10 protein-coding genes are annotated in these 16,215 nt (G+C 70.0%); 3 read left to right on the top strand and 7 right to left on the bottom strand.

Annotated features, from left to right (window positions below):
• Positions 1-33: 33 nt before the first annotated feature.
• The 3 genes from QF034_RS15560 to QF034_RS15570 form a co-directional block, all read right to left on the bottom strand.
• Positions 34-4,992, bottom strand: coding sequence for an NAD-glutamate dehydrogenase (locus QF034_RS15560; RefSeq protein WP_307175528.1), 4,959 nt, complete (start codon positions 4,990-4,992; stop codon positions 34-36).
• Between the two features lie 588 nt (positions 4,993-5,580).
• On the bottom strand, positions 5,581-6,243 hold the full coding sequence (locus QF034_RS15565; protein WP_307175529.1) for an HAD family hydrolase: 663 nt from the start codon (positions 6,241-6,243) through the stop codon (positions 5,581-5,583).
• 86 nt (positions 6,244-6,329) lie between these two features.
• The gene (locus QF034_RS15570; protein ID WP_307175530.1) at positions 6,330-6,845 is read right to left on the bottom strand and encodes a DUF6912 family protein; all 516 of its coding nucleotides are present in this window, start codon (positions 6,843-6,845) and stop codon (positions 6,330-6,332) included.
• A gap of 343 nt (positions 6,846-7,188) precedes the next feature.
• Here QF034_RS15570 and QF034_RS15575 point away from each other — a divergent pair, with 343 nt between their 5' ends.
• A complete protein-coding gene (locus tag QF034_RS15575) occupies positions 7,189-7,950 on the top strand; it encodes an Rv3235 family protein (RefSeq protein ID WP_307175531.1) in 762 nt (253 codons plus the stop codon).
• Positions 7,951-8,051: 101 nt separating this feature from the next.
• Here QF034_RS15575 and secA read toward each other — a convergent pair whose 3' ends face one another.
• Positions 8,052-10,898: a preprotein translocase subunit SecA gene (gene secA, locus QF034_RS15580; RefSeq protein WP_307175532.1), complete on the bottom strand. Its 2,847-nt coding sequence runs from the start codon at positions 10,896-10,898 to the stop codon at positions 8,052-8,054.
• 279 nt (positions 10,899-11,177) lie between these two features.
• On the opposite strand from secA, the gene QF034_RS15585 reads away from it, so the two are divergent.
• Together QF034_RS15585 and QF034_RS15590 are read left to right on the top strand one after the other, a co-directional pair.
• The gene (locus tag QF034_RS15585; RefSeq protein ID WP_307175533.1) at positions 11,178-11,747 is read left to right on the top strand and encodes a GNAT family N-acetyltransferase; all 570 of its coding nucleotides are present in this window, start codon (positions 11,178-11,180) and stop codon (positions 11,745-11,747) included.
• A 211-nt stretch (positions 11,748-11,958) separates the two neighbouring features.
• Positions 11,959-13,131 (top strand): winged helix-turn-helix domain-containing protein, encoded by a 1,173-nt coding sequence (locus QF034_RS15590; RefSeq protein WP_307175534.1) that lies wholly within the window; start codon positions 11,959-11,961, stop codon positions 13,129-13,131.
• A gap of 11 nt (positions 13,132-13,142) precedes the next feature.
• On the opposite strand, the gene QF034_RS15595 is transcribed toward QF034_RS15590, so the two are convergent.
• The 3 genes from QF034_RS15595 to QF034_RS15605 all read right to left on the bottom strand — a co-directional run bounded on the left by QF034_RS15595 (position 13,143) and on the right by QF034_RS15605 (position 16,001).
• Positions 13,143-13,889 carry a response regulator gene (locus QF034_RS15595; protein WP_086564144.1) on the bottom strand — a complete coding sequence of 249 codons (747 nt, stop codon included), beginning with the start codon at positions 13,887-13,889 and terminating at the stop codon, positions 13,143-13,145.
• 205 nt (positions 13,890-14,094) lie between these two features.
• The gene (hpf, locus tag QF034_RS15600) at positions 14,095-14,793 is read right to left on the bottom strand and encodes a ribosome hibernation-promoting factor, HPF/YfiA family (RefSeq protein ID WP_086564143.1); all 699 of its coding nucleotides are present in this window, start codon (positions 14,791-14,793) and stop codon (positions 14,095-14,097) included.
• Positions 14,794-15,104: 311 nt separating this feature from the next.
• Positions 15,105-16,001, bottom strand: coding sequence for a ComF family protein (locus QF034_RS15605; RefSeq protein ID WP_307175535.1), 897 nt, complete (start codon positions 15,999-16,001; stop codon positions 15,105-15,107).
• Positions 16,002-16,215: the final 214 nt, after the last annotated feature.

A 16,215-nucleotide genomic window follows, 5' to 3' on the forward strand; every position in this document is an offset into this window, starting at 1 on the left:
CCCCGGGCCGCTGCCGGCCCGGGGCGCGCTCTCCTAGGAATGCGTCCGCAGCAGTGTCCGCATCGTCCGCATCGCCACCGACAGGTTCGCGAGGTCGAACGCCTCGGAGCTCTGGATCTCCTCCAGTGTGGTGCGGGCCCGGCCGAGGATCGCCGCGTTCTTCTGCTCCCACGCCTTGTAGCGCTGCTCGGGCGTCGAGGTGCCGTTGCCCACCGCCAGGACGTCCGCGGTCAGCGCCGCGTGCGCCGCGTACAGGTCCTCACGGATCGCCGCGCGGGCCATGGACTGCCAGCGGTCGGCGCGGGGCAGCTCGATGATGCGGTCCATGAGCTGGGTGATCCGCAGCCGGTCGGCGAGGTCGTAGTAGACGTCGGCGACGTCCAGCGGCTCCCGGCCCATGCGGTCGGCGACCGACACGATGTCGAGCGTCGGGAAGGCGGAGGAGAACCCGGCCACGCGGGTGGCGAGTTCGTCCGGGACGCCGGCGTCCGTCAGCTCGTCGTAGATCTTCTGGTACCACTCCAGGTCGGCGCCGCGCAGCAGCTTCGGCAGCTGCGCCCAGACCTGCTCGACCCGGTCGGCGAAGAAGTCGACGGTCTCGGCGAGCTGGAGCGGCTGCGGCCGGTTGTTGAGCAGCCACCGCGTGCCGCGCTCCACGAGGCGGCGCGAGTGCAGCCGGATGCGGGTCTGGACGTCGGCCTCGGCCTTGTTGTCGAGCGCCTCGACCCCGTCCCACACCTCGGCGGAGCGGAAGATCGCACGCGCCGCGGTCTGGGCCCGGACGATCTCCTCCAGGGAGGCGCCGGTCTCCTCGCGCAGGCGGTGCAGGTACGTCGTGCCGCCGGTGTTGACCGTGTCGTTGACCAGGACGGTCGTGGTGATCTCGCGGCGCAGCGGGTGGCCGTCGATGCGCTCGGCGAACTGCTCGCGCAGCGCGGTCGGGAAGTAGCAGTGCAGCAGGCCCCGCAGGTACGGGTCGTCGGGCAGCGAGGTGTGCAGCAGCTCCTCGGCGACCGTGATCTTCGTGTACGCCAGCAGGACGGCCGTCTCCGGGCTGGTCAGGCCCTGCCCCTGGGCGAGCCGCTCGCGGATCTGCCGGTCGGTGGGCAGGAACTCCAGCGCCCGGTCGAGGTGGCCCGCCCTGACCAGGTGCTTCATGAAGCGCTGCTGGGCGTGGAGCATGTCCTTGGACTGGGCGAGGGCGTTGGCGATCGCCGTGTTCTGCGCGTAGTTGTTGCGCAGCACCAGGTGGCCGACCTCGTCGGTCATCTCGGCGAGCAGCTTGTTGCGCTGCTTGACGGTCATGTCGCCGTCCGCGACCAGGCCGTTGAGCAGGATCTTGATGTTCACCTCGTGGTCGGAGGTGTCCACGCCCGCGCTGTTGTCGATGGCGTCGGTGTTGATCCGGCCGCCGTGCAGCGCGAACTCGATCCGGCCGAGCTGGGTCAGGCCCAGGTTGCCGCCCTCGCCGACGACCTTGACGCGCAGGTCCTTGCCGTCGACGCGGATGGCGTCGTTGGCCTTGTCGCCGACGTCCGCGTTGGACTCGGCGGAGGACTTGACGTACGTACCGATGCCGCCGTTCCACAGCAGGTCCACCGGCGCCTGGAGGATCGCCTTCATCAGGTCGGCCGGGGTCAGCTTGGTGACCTTGGCCTCGATGCCGAGGGCCTCGCGGATGTGCGCGTTGACCGGGATGGCCTTGGCCGTGCGCGGGAAGATGCCGCCGCCGGCCGACAGCAGCTCCTTGTCGTAGTCCTCCCAGCTGGAGCGCGGCAGCTCGAACAGGCGGCGGCGCTCGGCGTAGGAGGTGGCGGCGTCCGGGTTCGGGTCGATGAAGATGTGCCGGTGGTCGAAGGCGGCCACCAGCCGGATGTGCTCGGAGAGCAGCATGCCGTTGCCGAACACGTCACCGGACATGTCGCCGATGCCGACGACCGTGAAGTCCTCGGTCTGGGTGTCGACGCCCAGCTCCCGGAAGTGCCGCTTGACGGACTCCCAGGCGCCGCGGGCGGTGATGCCCATGCCCTTGTGGTCGTAGCCGGCCGAGCCGCCGGAGGCGAAGGCGTCACCGAGCCAGAAGTTGTACTGCTCGGCGACCCCGTTGGCGATGTCGGAGAAGGTCGCGGTGCCCTTGTCGGCGGCGACGACGAGGTAGGTGTCGTCCTCGTCGTGCCTCACGACGTCCGCCGGGGGCACGACCTCGCCGGCCACCATGTTGTCGGTGATGTCGAGCAGCGCCGAGATGAACGTCTTGTAGCTGGCGATGCCCTCGGCCATCCACGCGTCCCGGTCGACGCTCGGGTCGGGCAGTTGCTTGGCGACGAAGCCGCCCTTGGCGCCGACCGGCACGATGACGGTGTTCTTCACCATCTGCGCCTTGACCAGGCCGAGGATCTCCGTACGGAAGTCCTCACGCCGGTCGGACCAGCGCAAGCCCCCGCGCGCGACCTTGCCGAAGCGCAGGTGCACGCCCTCGACGCGCGGCGAGTACACCCAGATCTCGAACGCCGGGCGCGGCGCCGGGAGGTCGGGGATGGCCTGCGGGTCGAACTTCATGGAGACGTACTCGTGCGGCTTGCCGCCCGCCGCCTCCTGGAAGAAGTTGGTCCGCAGCGTCGCCTTGATGACGGTGAGGAACGACCGCAGGATCCGGTCCTCGTCGAGCGAGGCCACCTGGTCGAGGGCCGCGTCGACCTCCTCCAGCAGCGCGTCCACGATCTCGTGTCCCGCGCGCTGCCGGTCCGGCGACATCCGCGCCTCGAACAGGGAGACGAGCAGGCGGGTGGTGTGGACGTTGTTGCGGAGGGTGTCCTCCATGTAGTCCTGGCTGAACGTGGACGCCGCCTGCCGCAGGTACTTCGCGTACGCCCGCAGCACCATCGCCTGGCGCCAGGTCAGCCCGGCGCTCAGCACCAGGGCGTTGAAGCCGTCGTTCTCCGCCTTGCCGGTCCAGGTGGCGGCGAAGGCGTCCTGGAACCGCTCGCGGGCGTCGTCGCCGAGGTGGTCCCCGCCGCTGCGGGAGCGGGGCATGCGCAGGCCGAAGTCGTAGATCCAGGCCACGCTCCGGTCCGAGCAGCGCAGCTCGTACGGCCGCTCGTCGACGACCTCGACGCCGAGCCGGTTGAGGACCGGCAGCACGGCCGACAGGGAGATGGCGTCACCCGTGCGGTAGATCTTGAAGCGGCGCTCCTCGGGGGCGGCGCCCACCGGCTCGTAGAGGCTGAGCGCGAAGTCCTGGCCCTCCTCGGCGTTCAGCTGTTCGAGGTGGACGAGGTCGGCGACCGCTGCGCGCGGGTTGTGGTCGGCCTTGTAGCCCTCGGGGAAGGCGTGCGCGTACCGGCGCATCAGTTCCGCCGCCTGCTCCTCGCCGAGCTCGGCGTTGAGCGCCTCGGCGAAGGCGTCCTCCCAGGAGCGGGCGGCCTCCACCAGCCGGGCCTCGATGCGCTCCTTGTCGGCGTCGGACAGCTCGGGCAGCTCGGTGCCCTGCGGGACCCGGACCACGAAGTGGAGCCGGGACAGGATCGACTCGGTGTTCCAGGCCGTGAAGTCGACGCTGATGCCGCCCAGTTCCTCCTTGAGGATCTCGATGATCCGCAGGCGGACGGCCGTGGTGTAGCGGTCGCGCGGGAGGTAGACGAGGGCCGAGTAGTAGCGCCCGTACTCGTCCTGGCGCAGGTAGAGCCGGAGCCGCCTGCGCTCCTGGAGGTAGAGGACGGAGGTGACGATCGACCGCAGCTCGTCGACCGGGGTCTGGAACAGCTCGTCGCGCGGGTACGTCTCCAGGATCTGCAGCAGGTCGCGCCCGTCGTGGCTGTTGGGCGAGAACCCGGCCTGTTCGAGGACCTCCTCGACCTTGCGCCGGATGACCGGGACCCGGCGCACGGACTCGGTGTAGGCGGCGGAGGAGAACAGCCCGAGGAACCGCCGCTCGCCGACGACATTGCCCTCGGCGTCGAACTTCTTGACCCCGATGTAGTCCAGGTACGACGGCCGGTGCACCGTCGACCGGCTGTTCGCCTTGGTCAGGACGAGCAGCTTGTGCTCGCGCGCCTTGGCCCGGGCGTCGGCGGGCAGCCGCTCGAAGGACGGGCTGACCGGGTGGCTCTCCTGGTCGGAGTGGTGCGGGTCGGCGCGCAGGATGCCGAGGCCGGTGCCGGGCACGGCGGCCAGGGAGTCGTCCCCGCGCAGCTGGTACTCGCGGTAGCCGAGGAAGGTGAAGTGGTCGTCGGCCAGCCAGCGCAGCAGCTCGCGGGCCTCCTCTACCTGGGGACCGGGCAGGTCACCGGGGATGGGCTCGTCCGGCAGCCCCTCCGCCAGCCGGATCGCCGCCTCGCGCATCTTGCCCCAGTCCTCGACGGCCTCACGGGCGTCGGACAGCACCCGCAGCAGGTCGGCGGTGATCTGCTTCAGATCGGCCCGGTCGGTCTCGCGGTCGAACTCGACATGGATCCAGGACTCGATGTGCGCGTCGTGCGGTAGGTCGCGCATGCCGGTCGCGGGCTTGGGCAGCACCTCGACGAGCTTGCCGGTGACATCGCGCCGCACGACGAACTGCGGGTGGATGACGACGTGGATGCCGCGCCCCTGCCGCGTCAGCTCATTGGTGACGGAGTCGACGAGGAAGGGCATGTCGTCGGTGACGACCTCGACCACGGAGTGGCTGCACGTCCACCCGTTCTCTTCGACCGTGGGGGTGTGCACCCGCACGTTGGCCGTGCCCTGGGGACGGTTTTCGGCCAGCCGGTAGTGCGAGACGGCGGCTCCGAAGACATCGACCGGGTCGCGGTCGGTGAGGTCCTCCGGGGCCGTGTGCAGGTAGTAACGCTGGAGGAACGAGAGCAGGGACTCGCGATCCGGGGCTTCCTGGGCGTCTGGGGTCTCCTCGCCCGTCGACCCGGTCGGTAGGTGCCCCCCGACCGGGCTGTTCTCAGCAACCCGGGCGGCCCTCTCGAGCAACTCGGCCTTGGCTTCGTCCAGCTTGGTCTGCATTGTCCTCTGGCTCCTGTCGCGCGCCGTTGCGTGACGTAGAAGGAAGTACGGCCTCTGCGCTTACGACGTCACGCCGTGACACGGGGTATCCGGTCTGTTCCGACGCTATGCCGCAAGGTGAGATGAGCGGGGGTGTCTGAGCCAATCTTGAGCCGCCCCACGGGTGTGAGGCTGCTCTCTGCGACGCCTCGGTCCGGATGGTGCTCGGCGTCCCGGGAGTCATCGAAGCCCCGTCCCGCCCGCGAAGACCAGCGACCGCCGCCCGGTCACGGATGTAGTCCGTGCTCTCCGGGCGCAGGGCAGGGACGACGACGTCCCCGCGAACTATCGCGCTGATCACGCCACCAAGGCTATCGCTCCTTACAGGGGGCCCGTCATGAGCCGTATGTGTACAAAACCAGGCCTGGAAGTTTGACGTTCTGCACAGTGCCACTACAGGGCGACGGGCCTAGCTGCGGGCCATCGTGCCTCCCCCAGTGCCTTAAGGGCCTGGGAGGTACCCCCAGGGCGGCACGGGTGGGCGCAGCGGCACCCCGCTCCGCCGGGCTGCGGACCCACCCGGCCCCAGCACCGACGCCGCGCACCCGGCTACGCCGCCAGCCGCTCCGCCTCGGCGACCGCTTCCTCCAGCGTGTCCACCACCGGCACCCCCACTGCCTCCAGACTCGCCCGACTGTGCGACCCGCCGGTGTACAGCACGGCCCGGGCTCCCACATGCTCCGCAGCCACCGCATCATCCGCGGCATCCCCGATCACCACGGTCCGCTCAGGATCCACTCTCAGTGACCCCAGATGCCGCACCATGTGCTCGGCCTTGCTGCCCCCCGACGGCCCGGTCCGCCCGTCCACCCGTATGAAGTGCGGCTCGATCCCGAACCCTCGCACCAACGGAACCAGCTCCTCGTGCACGTACATGCTGAGGATCGACTGACTCCGTCCCGCCGACCGCCACCCGGACAGCAGCTCCACCGCTCCCACCGTCAGCCCGCAGCGCACCCGGTGCTCCGCGTAGTACCGATGGAAGATGTCGTCCATGACCTCCCACTCGGCCTCGGTCGGCAGCCGTCCCATCAGCCGCTCATAGAACTTCGGCACCGGCACGCAGTAGAGCGCCCGGTACTTCTCCAGCGTCAGCGGCTCCAGCCCCAGCTCGGCGAAGGCCGCGTTCGTCGCCCCGATGATCGCGTCGATGTCATGGAACAGCGTTCCGTTCCAGTCCCAGACAATGTGCGCGCCCGTCTGCTTCCCCATGCCCAAAACGTACCCGCCCCCACTGACAATCAAGAGAAAGGCGACTCAACGCGCCCCCTGAACGGCGAGAGCACCCGCCCCGGCGCTCAGTCCCCGCGCTCCACCAGGTTCGGAATCTCCTGAGTGGCGAACCACAGCAGCTCGTGGTCCTCCGCCCCGTCCACGACGAACTGCGCGTCGTCGTCCCCACCGTCCGCCGCCGGCAGCGCCTCGGCCGCCGCCGTCACATCCGCCTCCGCGTCCGCGGCGTCGACATGCACGGACGCCGCCTTGGCCAGCGCGACGGGGCCGGTGACCCGCACCTCCCCCAGTGCCGCCGGGTCGAGCCCCCGGTCGGGGTCCGCGCTCGCGGCCCGGTCGGGCACGTCCACGGACACCACGACCCGCCGCCGCGGCGCCTCCGGCTCGGCCGCCAGCAGCCGCAGCGAGGCCAGCGCGGCCCGGCTCAGCGCCGCGTACTCCAGTTCCTCGATGTCGTCGGAGAGGTACCACTCGCGCAGCCCGGGCGTCACGGCGTAGGCGACGAACGGCCCGGCTCCCAGCTCACCCGTCTTGTACGCCTCGGCGAGACCGGGGAGGGTCAGGGGGACGTAGACACGCATGGCTGGCCGCTTCTTTCGTGGTCGTTTTTCGTGGTCGTTTCGTGGTCGTGGTCACGCTCGGAGGGCTCCGGCGGGCTCCGGAGGGCCTTCAGGATACGTGCGGCGCGTCCCCTTTCGAGTTCCGCCCTGTGACGCCGGACGCGGCAACTCCAGGCCCGGCATTCACCCGGCGCACCCCCGCACTGACTGGTTCCACGCCCTCCACGCCACCCGGATAGGTGAACATTCCGCCGCCCGACACCCGAGATCCGCTTCCTTGCCCCTGCCCCCGTCGGGCCCGTACAAGATCACCGACCCGAAGTTACTCCCCGGTATCCACCGGGCTCACGAAACGGGGACCCCCATGCACAAGGTCATGACCAGGGCACAGCAGCGCCCGGCCACCCGCCCACCAGCCCGCCGCGACCCACGCCGCCCCGGCGGCAACGCCGGCGCACGCACACCCGGCAGCACCACCCCCCGCACCACTGGAACCCCCACTCCCCGCGCCCCGGGCGGCACCGCCCCACCCCGTACCCCCGGCGGAGGCCCCGCCCGCACCCCGGCAGCCGACGGCCGTCCTCCCGGCTCAGCCCGCACCACGGGCCCTCGCACCCGTCCCACGGACACGCGCCCGCCGACACCCTCCACCACCCCCACAGCACCCCGCAGGGCGACACGAACCACCGCCCCGGCCCCCCGGAACACCACCCCCGTTCCGGCCCCGCGGGGCACCGCCCCACGCGTCCCCGGCCGGCACCCCCACCGCCCGGCGCCGGTCCCCCGCCTCCTCCCCACCGACCTCTTCGCCGACCTCCTGCTGGCGGTCCTCAGCGGCCACCGCCCCGTCCACTCGATGCTCCGCCACACCCGGGGCCGCGCCTACGACGAACTGGCCTGGCTCGCCGAACGCGGCCCCCTGCGCACCCGGGGCGCCCGACCCGTCGTCCGCGACATCGGTTATTTCGAACCCCGCCCCGGTGCCATCGAGGCCTTCGCCCGCATCGGCGCCGGCGACCGGCTGCGCGCCATGGCCTTCCGCCTGGAACTCGGCCAGGACCTCCGCTGGCGCTGCACGGCGGTGGAACTCGGCGGCCCCCGCCCGCCCCGCGCAGAGGCCGACTGAGCCATCGCCGTAGGCCGAAGAGCCGCCGATCCCGCCAAACCGAAGGGCCGGACACTCTGGGGTGTCCGGCCCTTCATGCCACTACGGCGCCTCAGCGACTGTCACTTCTTACGACGGCCTCGGCTCCGCGCCTGCTTGCGGCGCTCCGCGCGCGTGAGACCGTCGGCCTGGGAACGCACCGGCTCCTCATCGGCGGCGAAGTCGCCCTCGATGGTGCCGCCCTCGCCGTCGACCGTCGGGGCGGAGAAGTGGAGGTTGCGCCGCTGCGGGGCGTCGAGCCCCTTGGCGCGGATCTCCGGGCGGGCACCGGCCTGGGCCGGCACCGTGTCGTGCTTCTCCAGGTCGGCCACCGGCTTGGTGTCCTCGACCGGGACCTCCTCGACCTGCTGCTCGACCTGGACCTCCAGGTTGAACAGGTAGCCGACGGACTCCTCCTTGATGCCCTCCATCATGGCGGTGAACATGTCGAAGCCCTCGCGCTGGTACTCGACCAGCGGGTCCTTCTGCGCCATCGCGCGCAGGCCGATGCCCTCCTGGAGGTAATCCATCTCGTAGAGGTGCTCGCGCCACTTGCGGTCGAGGACCGACAGCACGACCCGGCGCTCCAGCTCACGCATGATCTCGGAGCCGAGCTGCGCCTCGCGCGCCTCGTACTGCTCGTGGATGTCGTCCTTGACGGAGTCGCCGATGAACTCGGCGGTCAGCCCGGCCCGGTCGCCGGCCGCCTCCTCCAGCTCCTCGATCGTGACGCTGCACGGGTAGAGCTGCTTGAAGGCGCCCCACAGCCGGTCGAGGTCCCAGTCCTCGGGGAAGCCCTCGGCGGTCTCGGCCTGGACGTAGGCGTCGATCGTGTCGTCCATGAAGTGCTGCACCTGCTCGTGCAGGTCCTCGCCCTCCAGGACGCGGCGCCGCTCGCCGTAGATGACCTCACGCTGGCGGTTGAGGACCTCGTCGTACTTCAGGACGTTCTTACGGGTTTCAAAGTTCTGCTGCTCGACCTGCGACTGGGCGGAGGCGATCGCGCGCGTGACCATCTTGTTCTCGATCGGCACGTCGTCCGGGACGTTCGCCATCGACATCACGCGCTCGACCATCTGGGCCTTGAACAGCCGCATCAGGTCGTCGCCGAGGGAGAGGTAGAAGCGGGACTCGCCGGGGTCGCCCTGACGGCCGGAACGACCGCGCAGCTGGTTGTCGATCCGGCGCGACTCGTGCCGCTCGGTGCCCAGCACGTAGAGGCCGCCGAGCTTCTCGACCTCTTCCTTCTCGGCCTGGACGGCCTTCTCGGCGCGCTTGAGCGCCTCGGGCAGGGCCTGCGCCCACTCCTCGATGTGCTCCTCGGGGTCGAGGCCGCGCTGGCGCAGCTCCGCCTCGGCGAGGTCCTCGGGGTTGCCGCCGAGCTTGATGTCCGTACCACGGCCGGCCATGTTCGTGGCCACCGTGACGGAGCCCTTGCGGCCGGCCTGGGCGACGATCTGCGCCTCACGGTCGTGCTGCTTGGCGTTCAGCACCTCGTGCTGGATGCCGCGCTTGCTGAGCTGCTGCGAGAGGTACTCGGACTTCTCGACCGAGGTGGTGCCGACGAGGATCGGCTGGCCCTTGCGGTGCTTCTCCTCGATGTCGTCGACGACAGCCTCGAACTTGGCGACCTCGGTCCGGTAGATCAGGTCCGACTGGTCCTTGCGGACCATCGGCCGGTTGGTCGGGATCGGCACCACGCCGAGCTTGTAGATCTGGTGGAACTCGGCGGCCTCGGTCATCGCCGTACCGGTCATGCCGCACAGACCGGGCATTTCCTTGCCCTTGTGGTCGTGGCGCTTGTAGAGACGGAAGAAGTTCTGGAGCGTGATCGTGGCGAGCGTCTGGTTCTCGTCCTTGATCGGCACCCCTTCCTTCGCCTCGATCGCCTGGTGCATGCCCTCGTTGTAACGGCGGCCCGCGAGGATACGTCCGGTGTGCTCGTCGACGATCATGACCTCGTCGTCGATGATGACGTAGTCCTTGTCCTTCTTGAAGAGCTCCTTGGCCTTGATGGCGTTGTTCAGGTAGCCCACCAGCGGGGTGTTCACCGACTCGTAGAGGTTGTCGATGCCCAGCCAGTCCTCGACCTTGCTGACGCCGGACTCGTGGATCGCGACCGTGCGCTTCTTCTCGTCGACGTCGTAGTCGCCGGTCTCCTCGATGCCCTTGAGCGGCTGGCCCGCCTCGCCGCGCTTGAGGCGCTTGACCAGCTTGGCGAAGTCGCCGTACCACTTGGTGGCCTGGTCGGCCGGGCCGGAGATGATCAGCGGCGTACGGGCCTCGTCGATGAGGATGGAGTCGACCTCGTCGACGATGGCGAAGTTGTGGCCGCGCTGGACGAGCTCTTCCTGGGACCACGCCATGTTGTCGCGCAGGTAGTCGAAGCCGAACTCGTTGTTCGTGCCGTACGTGATGTCGCAGGCGTACTGCTCGCGGCGCTGAGCCGGCGTCATGTTGGCGAGGATGCAGCCGACGGTCAGGCCGAGGAAGCGGTGGACGCGGCCCATCATCTCGGAGTCGCGCTCGGCCAGGTAGTCGTTCACCGTGATGATGTGGACGCCCTCGCCGGACAGCGCGTTCAGATACGCCGGCAGCGTGCCGACGAGGGTCTTGCCCTCACCGGTCTTCATCTCGGCCACGTACCCCATGTGCAGGGCGGCGCCGCCCATCATCTGCACGTCGTAGTGCCGCTGGCCCAGGACGCGCTTGGCGGCCTCGCGGACGGTGGCGAACGCCTCGGGAAGCAGGTCGTCCAGCGTCTCGCCGTCCGCGTAGCGCTGCTTGTACTCATCGGTGAGGGCCCGCAGCTCGGCGTCGGAGAGGTCGACGAAGTCCTCTTCGATGGAGTTGACCTGGTCCGCGATGCGGTGCAGCTTGCGCAGGATCTTGCCTTCGCCTGCACGCATGATCTTCGAGAGGACGGACACGGGGGTTGGTCTCCTTGCCGGTCGGGCCTGGGACGGTCGGTTACCACTTGACTTACTGAGCAACGGCCATCGTATGCGAGGACCCCGCCGCGCCGGGAGGGCCTGCCGTGACGGCGACCGTCCGCTGCTTCATTTCGCTTTCACTCTGCTTCAAAGGGGACAACGTCCGGGCCCCTCGGATAGTGCCGCATCCCGCACCCGAATTACGCGAAGCGTGATCGCACCCTCACCCACAGCGAACATATGGCGCTTCCGGGGACCTCCCACCACAATCGGCCGATGGACCCCGTCACCCTCACCACGGACCGCCTCCTGCTGCGCCCGGTCGGCGCCCAGGACACCGACGCGGTGTACGACGCCTGCCAGGACCCCGGCATCCAGCGCTGGACCACGATCCCTTCCCCGTACCTCCGCGAGCACGCCGAGGCCTTCACGGAACAACTGGTCCCCGACGGCTGGGCGGACGGATCCATGTACACCTTCGGCGTCCTCCTCCTCTCCGGAGAACTCGCCGGCATGGTCGGCATCACCCTGCGCGCCCTGGGTGTGGGCGAGATCGGCTTCTGGGCCGCCAAGGAGCACCGTTCCCGCGGCTACATCACGGAGGCCGTCCTCACGGCCTGCCGATGGGTCTTCGTCCATGCGGCGATCGACCGCGTCGAATGGCGCGCCGAGGTGGGCAATCGCGCCTCCCGCGTGGTGGCGGAACGAGCCGGCTTCACCATCGAAGGCACGTTGCGCGCCGCGACCAACAACAAGGGCGTACGCCGCGACACCTGGATCGGCTCCCTGCTCCCCTCGGACCTGGGCCTCCCGTCGACGGCCCCGTACTTGCCGGCGCGCGCATAGCTGCCTGAGCTGCTGAGCTGCGGGCAGTCGTGCCTCCCCCAGTGCCTCAAGGGCCTGGGAGGTACCCCCAGGGCGGCACGGTGGGCGCAGCGGCACCCCGTCACGCCGGGCTGCGCACCCACCCCGCCCCAGCTCCGACGCACAGCACCCCGACGCCCGACCTCGCAGCTCACGCCACCTCTGTCAGTCCCACCCCCTATGGTGCAAAACCATGACCACCCCGCGCCCCGCAACAGAGCTCTCCGCAGACGAGGCCCGCAGACTGACCCTCCGCGCCCAGGGCTTCCTCGGCGCCCCACCCCGCCGCGCCGGCGTCCGCGGCATCCTCCGCCACCTGGGCGCGATACAGCTCGACACCATCTCGGTCCTGGCCCGCTCCCACGAACTCGTCCCGTACGCCCGCCTGGGCGCCGTAGGCCGAAAGACAGTGGAGAACGCCTACTGGAGGGACACCCACGCCTTCGAGTACTGGTCCCACGCGGCCTGCATCCTCCCCATCGAAGAGTGGCCGCACTTCGCCTTCCGCCGCCGCGCCTACCGCAACCGCCCGCACTGGAACCACGACCTGCCGGACGGTGCCTACGACGAGGTCATCAAGCAGCTCCGCGCGGAAGGCCCCCTCACGGCCACGGAGTTGGGCGGCGCGAAGAAGACGAACGACTGGTGGGACTGGTCCGGCTCGAAGGTCGCGGTCGAACGCGCCCTGATGTACGGCGAGGTGGTCTGCGTGGAGCGCCGCGGCTGGAAGCGCGTGTACGACCTCGCCGAGCGCGCGATCCCGGAGGCCCTGCTGCACGACGAGCTGGACGACACCGAGTGCCTGCGCCGTCTGGTCCGCCTGGCGGGCCAGTCCCTCGGCGTCGGCACCCGCGCGGACATCGCCGACTACCACCGTCTCAAGGGCGAGCAGGTCGACGCGGTGATCGCCGACTCAGGCCTCGTCCCGGTCACGGTCGAGGGCTGGGGCAAGCCCGCCTGGGCCGACCCCGCGGCCCTGGAGACACCCCCGCGCGGCCGCCACCGCACCACGCTGCTCTCGCCCTTCGACTCCCTGATCTGGGAGCGGGCGCGCACGGAGCGGATCTTCGGCTTCACCCACCGCCTGGAGGCCTACGTCCCCAGACAGAAGCGGGTGTACGGCTACTTCGCGATGCCGGTCCTGGCCGGCGGCCGGCTGGTCGGTCGCGTGGACCCGGCCCGCGAGGGCCGCACGCTGGTGGCCAAGCAGGTCACGCTCGACGGCGCGAAGGCGGTCCCGGCCGTGGCCCAGGCCCTGGCCGAGGCGGCGACCTGGGTGGACTGCACGGACGTACGCGTGGAACGGGTCGACGCACCGGACCTGCGCGATCCCCTCGCAACAGAGCTGGCCCGCCTGACCGCCTGACCGCCTGACCGTCAGCGGATCTCGAGGATCTTCTCCCGCATCGCGTACACCACCGCTTCCATCCTGGAGTGCAGCTGAAGCTTCTCCAGGATGTTGCGCACATGGTTCTTCACGGTGTTCTCGGAGATGAACAACTCCTTGGCGATATCGCGGTTGTTCATCCCCGTCGCGACGAGTTTGAGGACTTCCAGTTCGCGGTCCGTGAGCCGCGGCGCGGGCACCAGCCGGCGCTCGTCCGTGCGCTGGATCATCGACTTGAACTCGGTGAGCAGCTTCGACGCCATCGACGGGCTGATCTGCGACTGCCCGTCGGCCACCGCGCGAATGGCGGTGGCCACCTCGTCCGTCGAGATCTCCTTGAGGAGATAGCCGGTCGCGCCCGCCTTGATGGCCTCGTAGAGATCGGCTTCCTCGTCGCTGATCGTCAGCATGATGATCTTGGCGCTGGGGGCGACCTCCTTGATGGAGGTGCAGGCCTCGATCCCGCCGCGCTTGGGCATCCGCACATCCATCAGGACGATGTCGGGCAGCAGGTCGGCGGCCTTCTCGACGGCCTCGGCGCCGTCGCCCGCCTCCCCGATGACCTGGATGTCCTCCTCGGCCGCCAGCACGATCTCCAGGCCACGGCGGAACAGGGCGTGGTCGTCGACCACAAGGACTCTGATCGGTTCCTTGCGTGGAGAGTCCGTGTCCGGGCCCATGCCGACGACGCCGTCGTCGGCATCCTCGTCACGCATCGGTCCGAAGCTGTCCGCCATCGTTCCTCCCCCTGAAGGCTGTGGCCTGTGGTCCTGAGCCATCGCCAACCCAGAGCAACGACCCACCGGTTGGGCCGTGGCCAACCATGATTTCATGCCCGGACGACACCGGGGTGACGGAGCGGGGCGTAAGAGGTCGCACGAGGGTGCCCCTGGGGGCGCACACGCGCTCCAGGGGCACCTGCTCCGCTGTCACCCGGCATGGTCAGCCGCCGAGCGCACCGCCTGCCTCGGGGGCGTGCGCCTGTGTGACCATCGTGTCCGTCCGGAGGTGGATCACGCCGTAGTCGTAGGCGTGCCGTCGGTAGACGACACTCGGTTCCTTGGTCTCGGAGTCGACGAACAGATAGAAGTCGTGCCCGACCAGTTCCATCTCGTAGAGAGCCTGGTCGAGGGTCATGGGGGCTGCGACGTGGGTCTTCTCGCGGACGACGATGGGGCCGTCACCCTGTACTTCCAGCGAGCCGATCTTCTTCGTGGGGACGGCCTCTTCGGGCTCCTCCTCCGGAGTCGGCACCAGGCCGTTTCCGTTGAGCGTCGCCACACCCGGGACGTGATCGGCGACCTCCGCGGCCGAGATGCGGCGCGCGCCACGGCGCGAGAACCGCTTGTCGTGTTGCCTGCGCAGCCGCGCTTCCAGCTTTTCCGCCGCCAGGTCGAGCGCCGCGTACGGATCGCTCGCCGCTGCCTCCGCCCGGATCACCGGTCCGCGGGAGCGAAGCGTGATCTCCACTCGGTCACAGCGGTCGGCCTGCCTGGGATTCGGCTCCTTGGACACCTCGACGTCGAGGCTGATCACCTTGCCATCGAGCTTCTGGATCTTCTCCAGCTTCAGCTTCTCGGCCACGTGCTTCCGGAACCGCTCGGGCACCTCGGTCTTGCGGCCCTTGACGACGATGTCCACGCAGAACTCCGTTCCCGGATCGCTCCGCTGCGCTGCGGAGCGTCTCCCTTTTGCACCAGGTCCCGGTGTGCCCCGGGACCTCGGACTCGGTGACTTCCACCTCCTCCCCCGTGGGTGAGATCTCCACTCCACCGTCGCGAGTGATGAAGAAAAACCCACGGCACGGCATTCGGATTCGAGAGGTGTGGCCTGCGGCTTTCCCTCTCAACCGAACATATCTCGCCTGGACGGATGTCGTCACCCTCTACTGCGGCGTACCTCCGTTCAGGTGAATAAGCCTTCTCGCTACCTGCAACGACGCAAGATCTCAGTCAGTTCCGGTTTATTTCAAAAGAGTCCGGTGATGCCGCGACCACTGCCGCGCACACCATGTCAACAGTTCCGCCGGCGCCTCCAGCGCCCGTCATTCCCTGCCGGCCGGGCCGCCGGCCCGTCCTCTCCCGCCTCGTTCCGACGTTCTGTTCCTCTCTGCTTTCCCACGTCTCTCCCCCGTACACGGCCGCAGCCCCCGCAGCGCTCGAAACCGGCCCCGCCGCCCGCACGGCCCGCGCGGCCTCCGCCAAGGACGCCCCCGTGGTCATCACGTCGTCGACGAGGACGACCGGCCCACCGGAGAGCAGCCGAGCACCCCCGGGCACCACCGCCAGCGCGCCCGCGAGATTGTCCAGCCGCTGCCGGGAGTTGAGCTCCGACTGGTCGGCCACGGCCCGCCGCTGCCGCAGCACGCCGAGCACCCGGGCCGGCACCCCGCTCCGCCGCAGCTCCCCCGCCGCCGCGAGCGCGATCCGCCGCGCGGGATCATGCCCCCGGGCCCGCACGGCCCGCCGCCCCGACGGAACGGGCACGAGCAGGACAGGAGCCCCGGCAGCCCGGGACCACGCCCCCTCGGCCCCGGCCCAGGAGCCGCCCCACGCCGTCCGGAGCCCCGCCCGCACGGCTCCCGCCAGGGCCACTCCGAGGGGGCCTGCGAGCGCCAGGGCACCCCGTTCCTTGTGGGCCAGCAGCGTCGCCCGCACCTCGTCCGCGTACCGGGCCGCCGCATGCACCACGGGCAGCCCGGGCGGCTCCGGCACCGGCCGCACCCGGCGTGCCGCGACTCCGCTCAGCACCGCACGGCACTTAGGGCACAGCACCGTACGAGGCCTCCCACAGCCCCCGCACTCGGCCGGGAGCACCAGGTCGGTGAGGTCCTGCCACCACCCCCGCATGGCCACCACTGTGCCGCCCCGTGCCCTGCCCTGCCACCCCTGTGGACAACGGCCTGTGGACAACTCCCCGCCCCACGAACCGCTCGCCCCCCACACGAGTGACGGGCCGGTTGAACGGCCCGTTCGGCTTCATCCAGCGACTCCGGGAGGCGGCCCGAGAGGCGGCCCCGGGGGGCGCGGGGGCCGATGGGCCCTGGGGCCCGGGGGCCCGGGG

Source organism: Streptomyces africanus (genome assembly GCF_030816955.1).
In the GTDB taxonomy this organism is placed as follows: Bacteria; Actinomycetota; Actinomycetes; order Streptomycetales; family Streptomycetaceae; genus Streptomyces; species Streptomyces africanus.

Coding starts and splice junctions, on each gene's coding strand:
- QF034_RS15560 (WP_307175528.1), bottom strand. CDS start 4,992: ATGCAGACCAAGCTGGACGAAGCCAAGGCCGAGTTGCTCGAGAGGGCC.
- QF034_RS15565 (WP_307175529.1), bottom strand. CDS start 6,243: ATGGGGAAGCAGACGGGCGCGCACATTGTCTGGGACTGGAACGGAACG.
- QF034_RS15570 (WP_307175530.1), bottom strand. CDS start 6,845: ATGCGTGTCTACGTCCCCCTGACCCTCCCCGGTCTCGCCGAGGCGTAC.
- QF034_RS15595 (WP_086564144.1), bottom strand. CDS start 13,889: ATGGCGGACAGCTTCGGACCGATGCGTGACGAGGATGCCGACGACGGC.
- QF034_RS15590 (WP_307175534.1), top strand. CDS start 11,959: ATGACCACCCCGCGCCCCGCAACAGAGCTCTCCGCAGACGAGGCCCGC.
- QF034_RS15585 (WP_307175533.1), top strand. CDS start 11,178: ATGGACCCCGTCACCCTCACCACGGACCGCCTCCTGCTGCGCCCGGTC.
- QF034_RS15605 (WP_307175535.1), bottom strand. CDS start 16,001: ATGCGGGGGTGGTGGCAGGACCTCACCGACCTGGTGCTCCCGGCCGAG.
- QF034_RS15575 (WP_307175531.1), top strand. CDS start 7,189: ATGCACAAGGTCATGACCAGGGCACAGCAGCGCCCGGCCACCCGCCCA.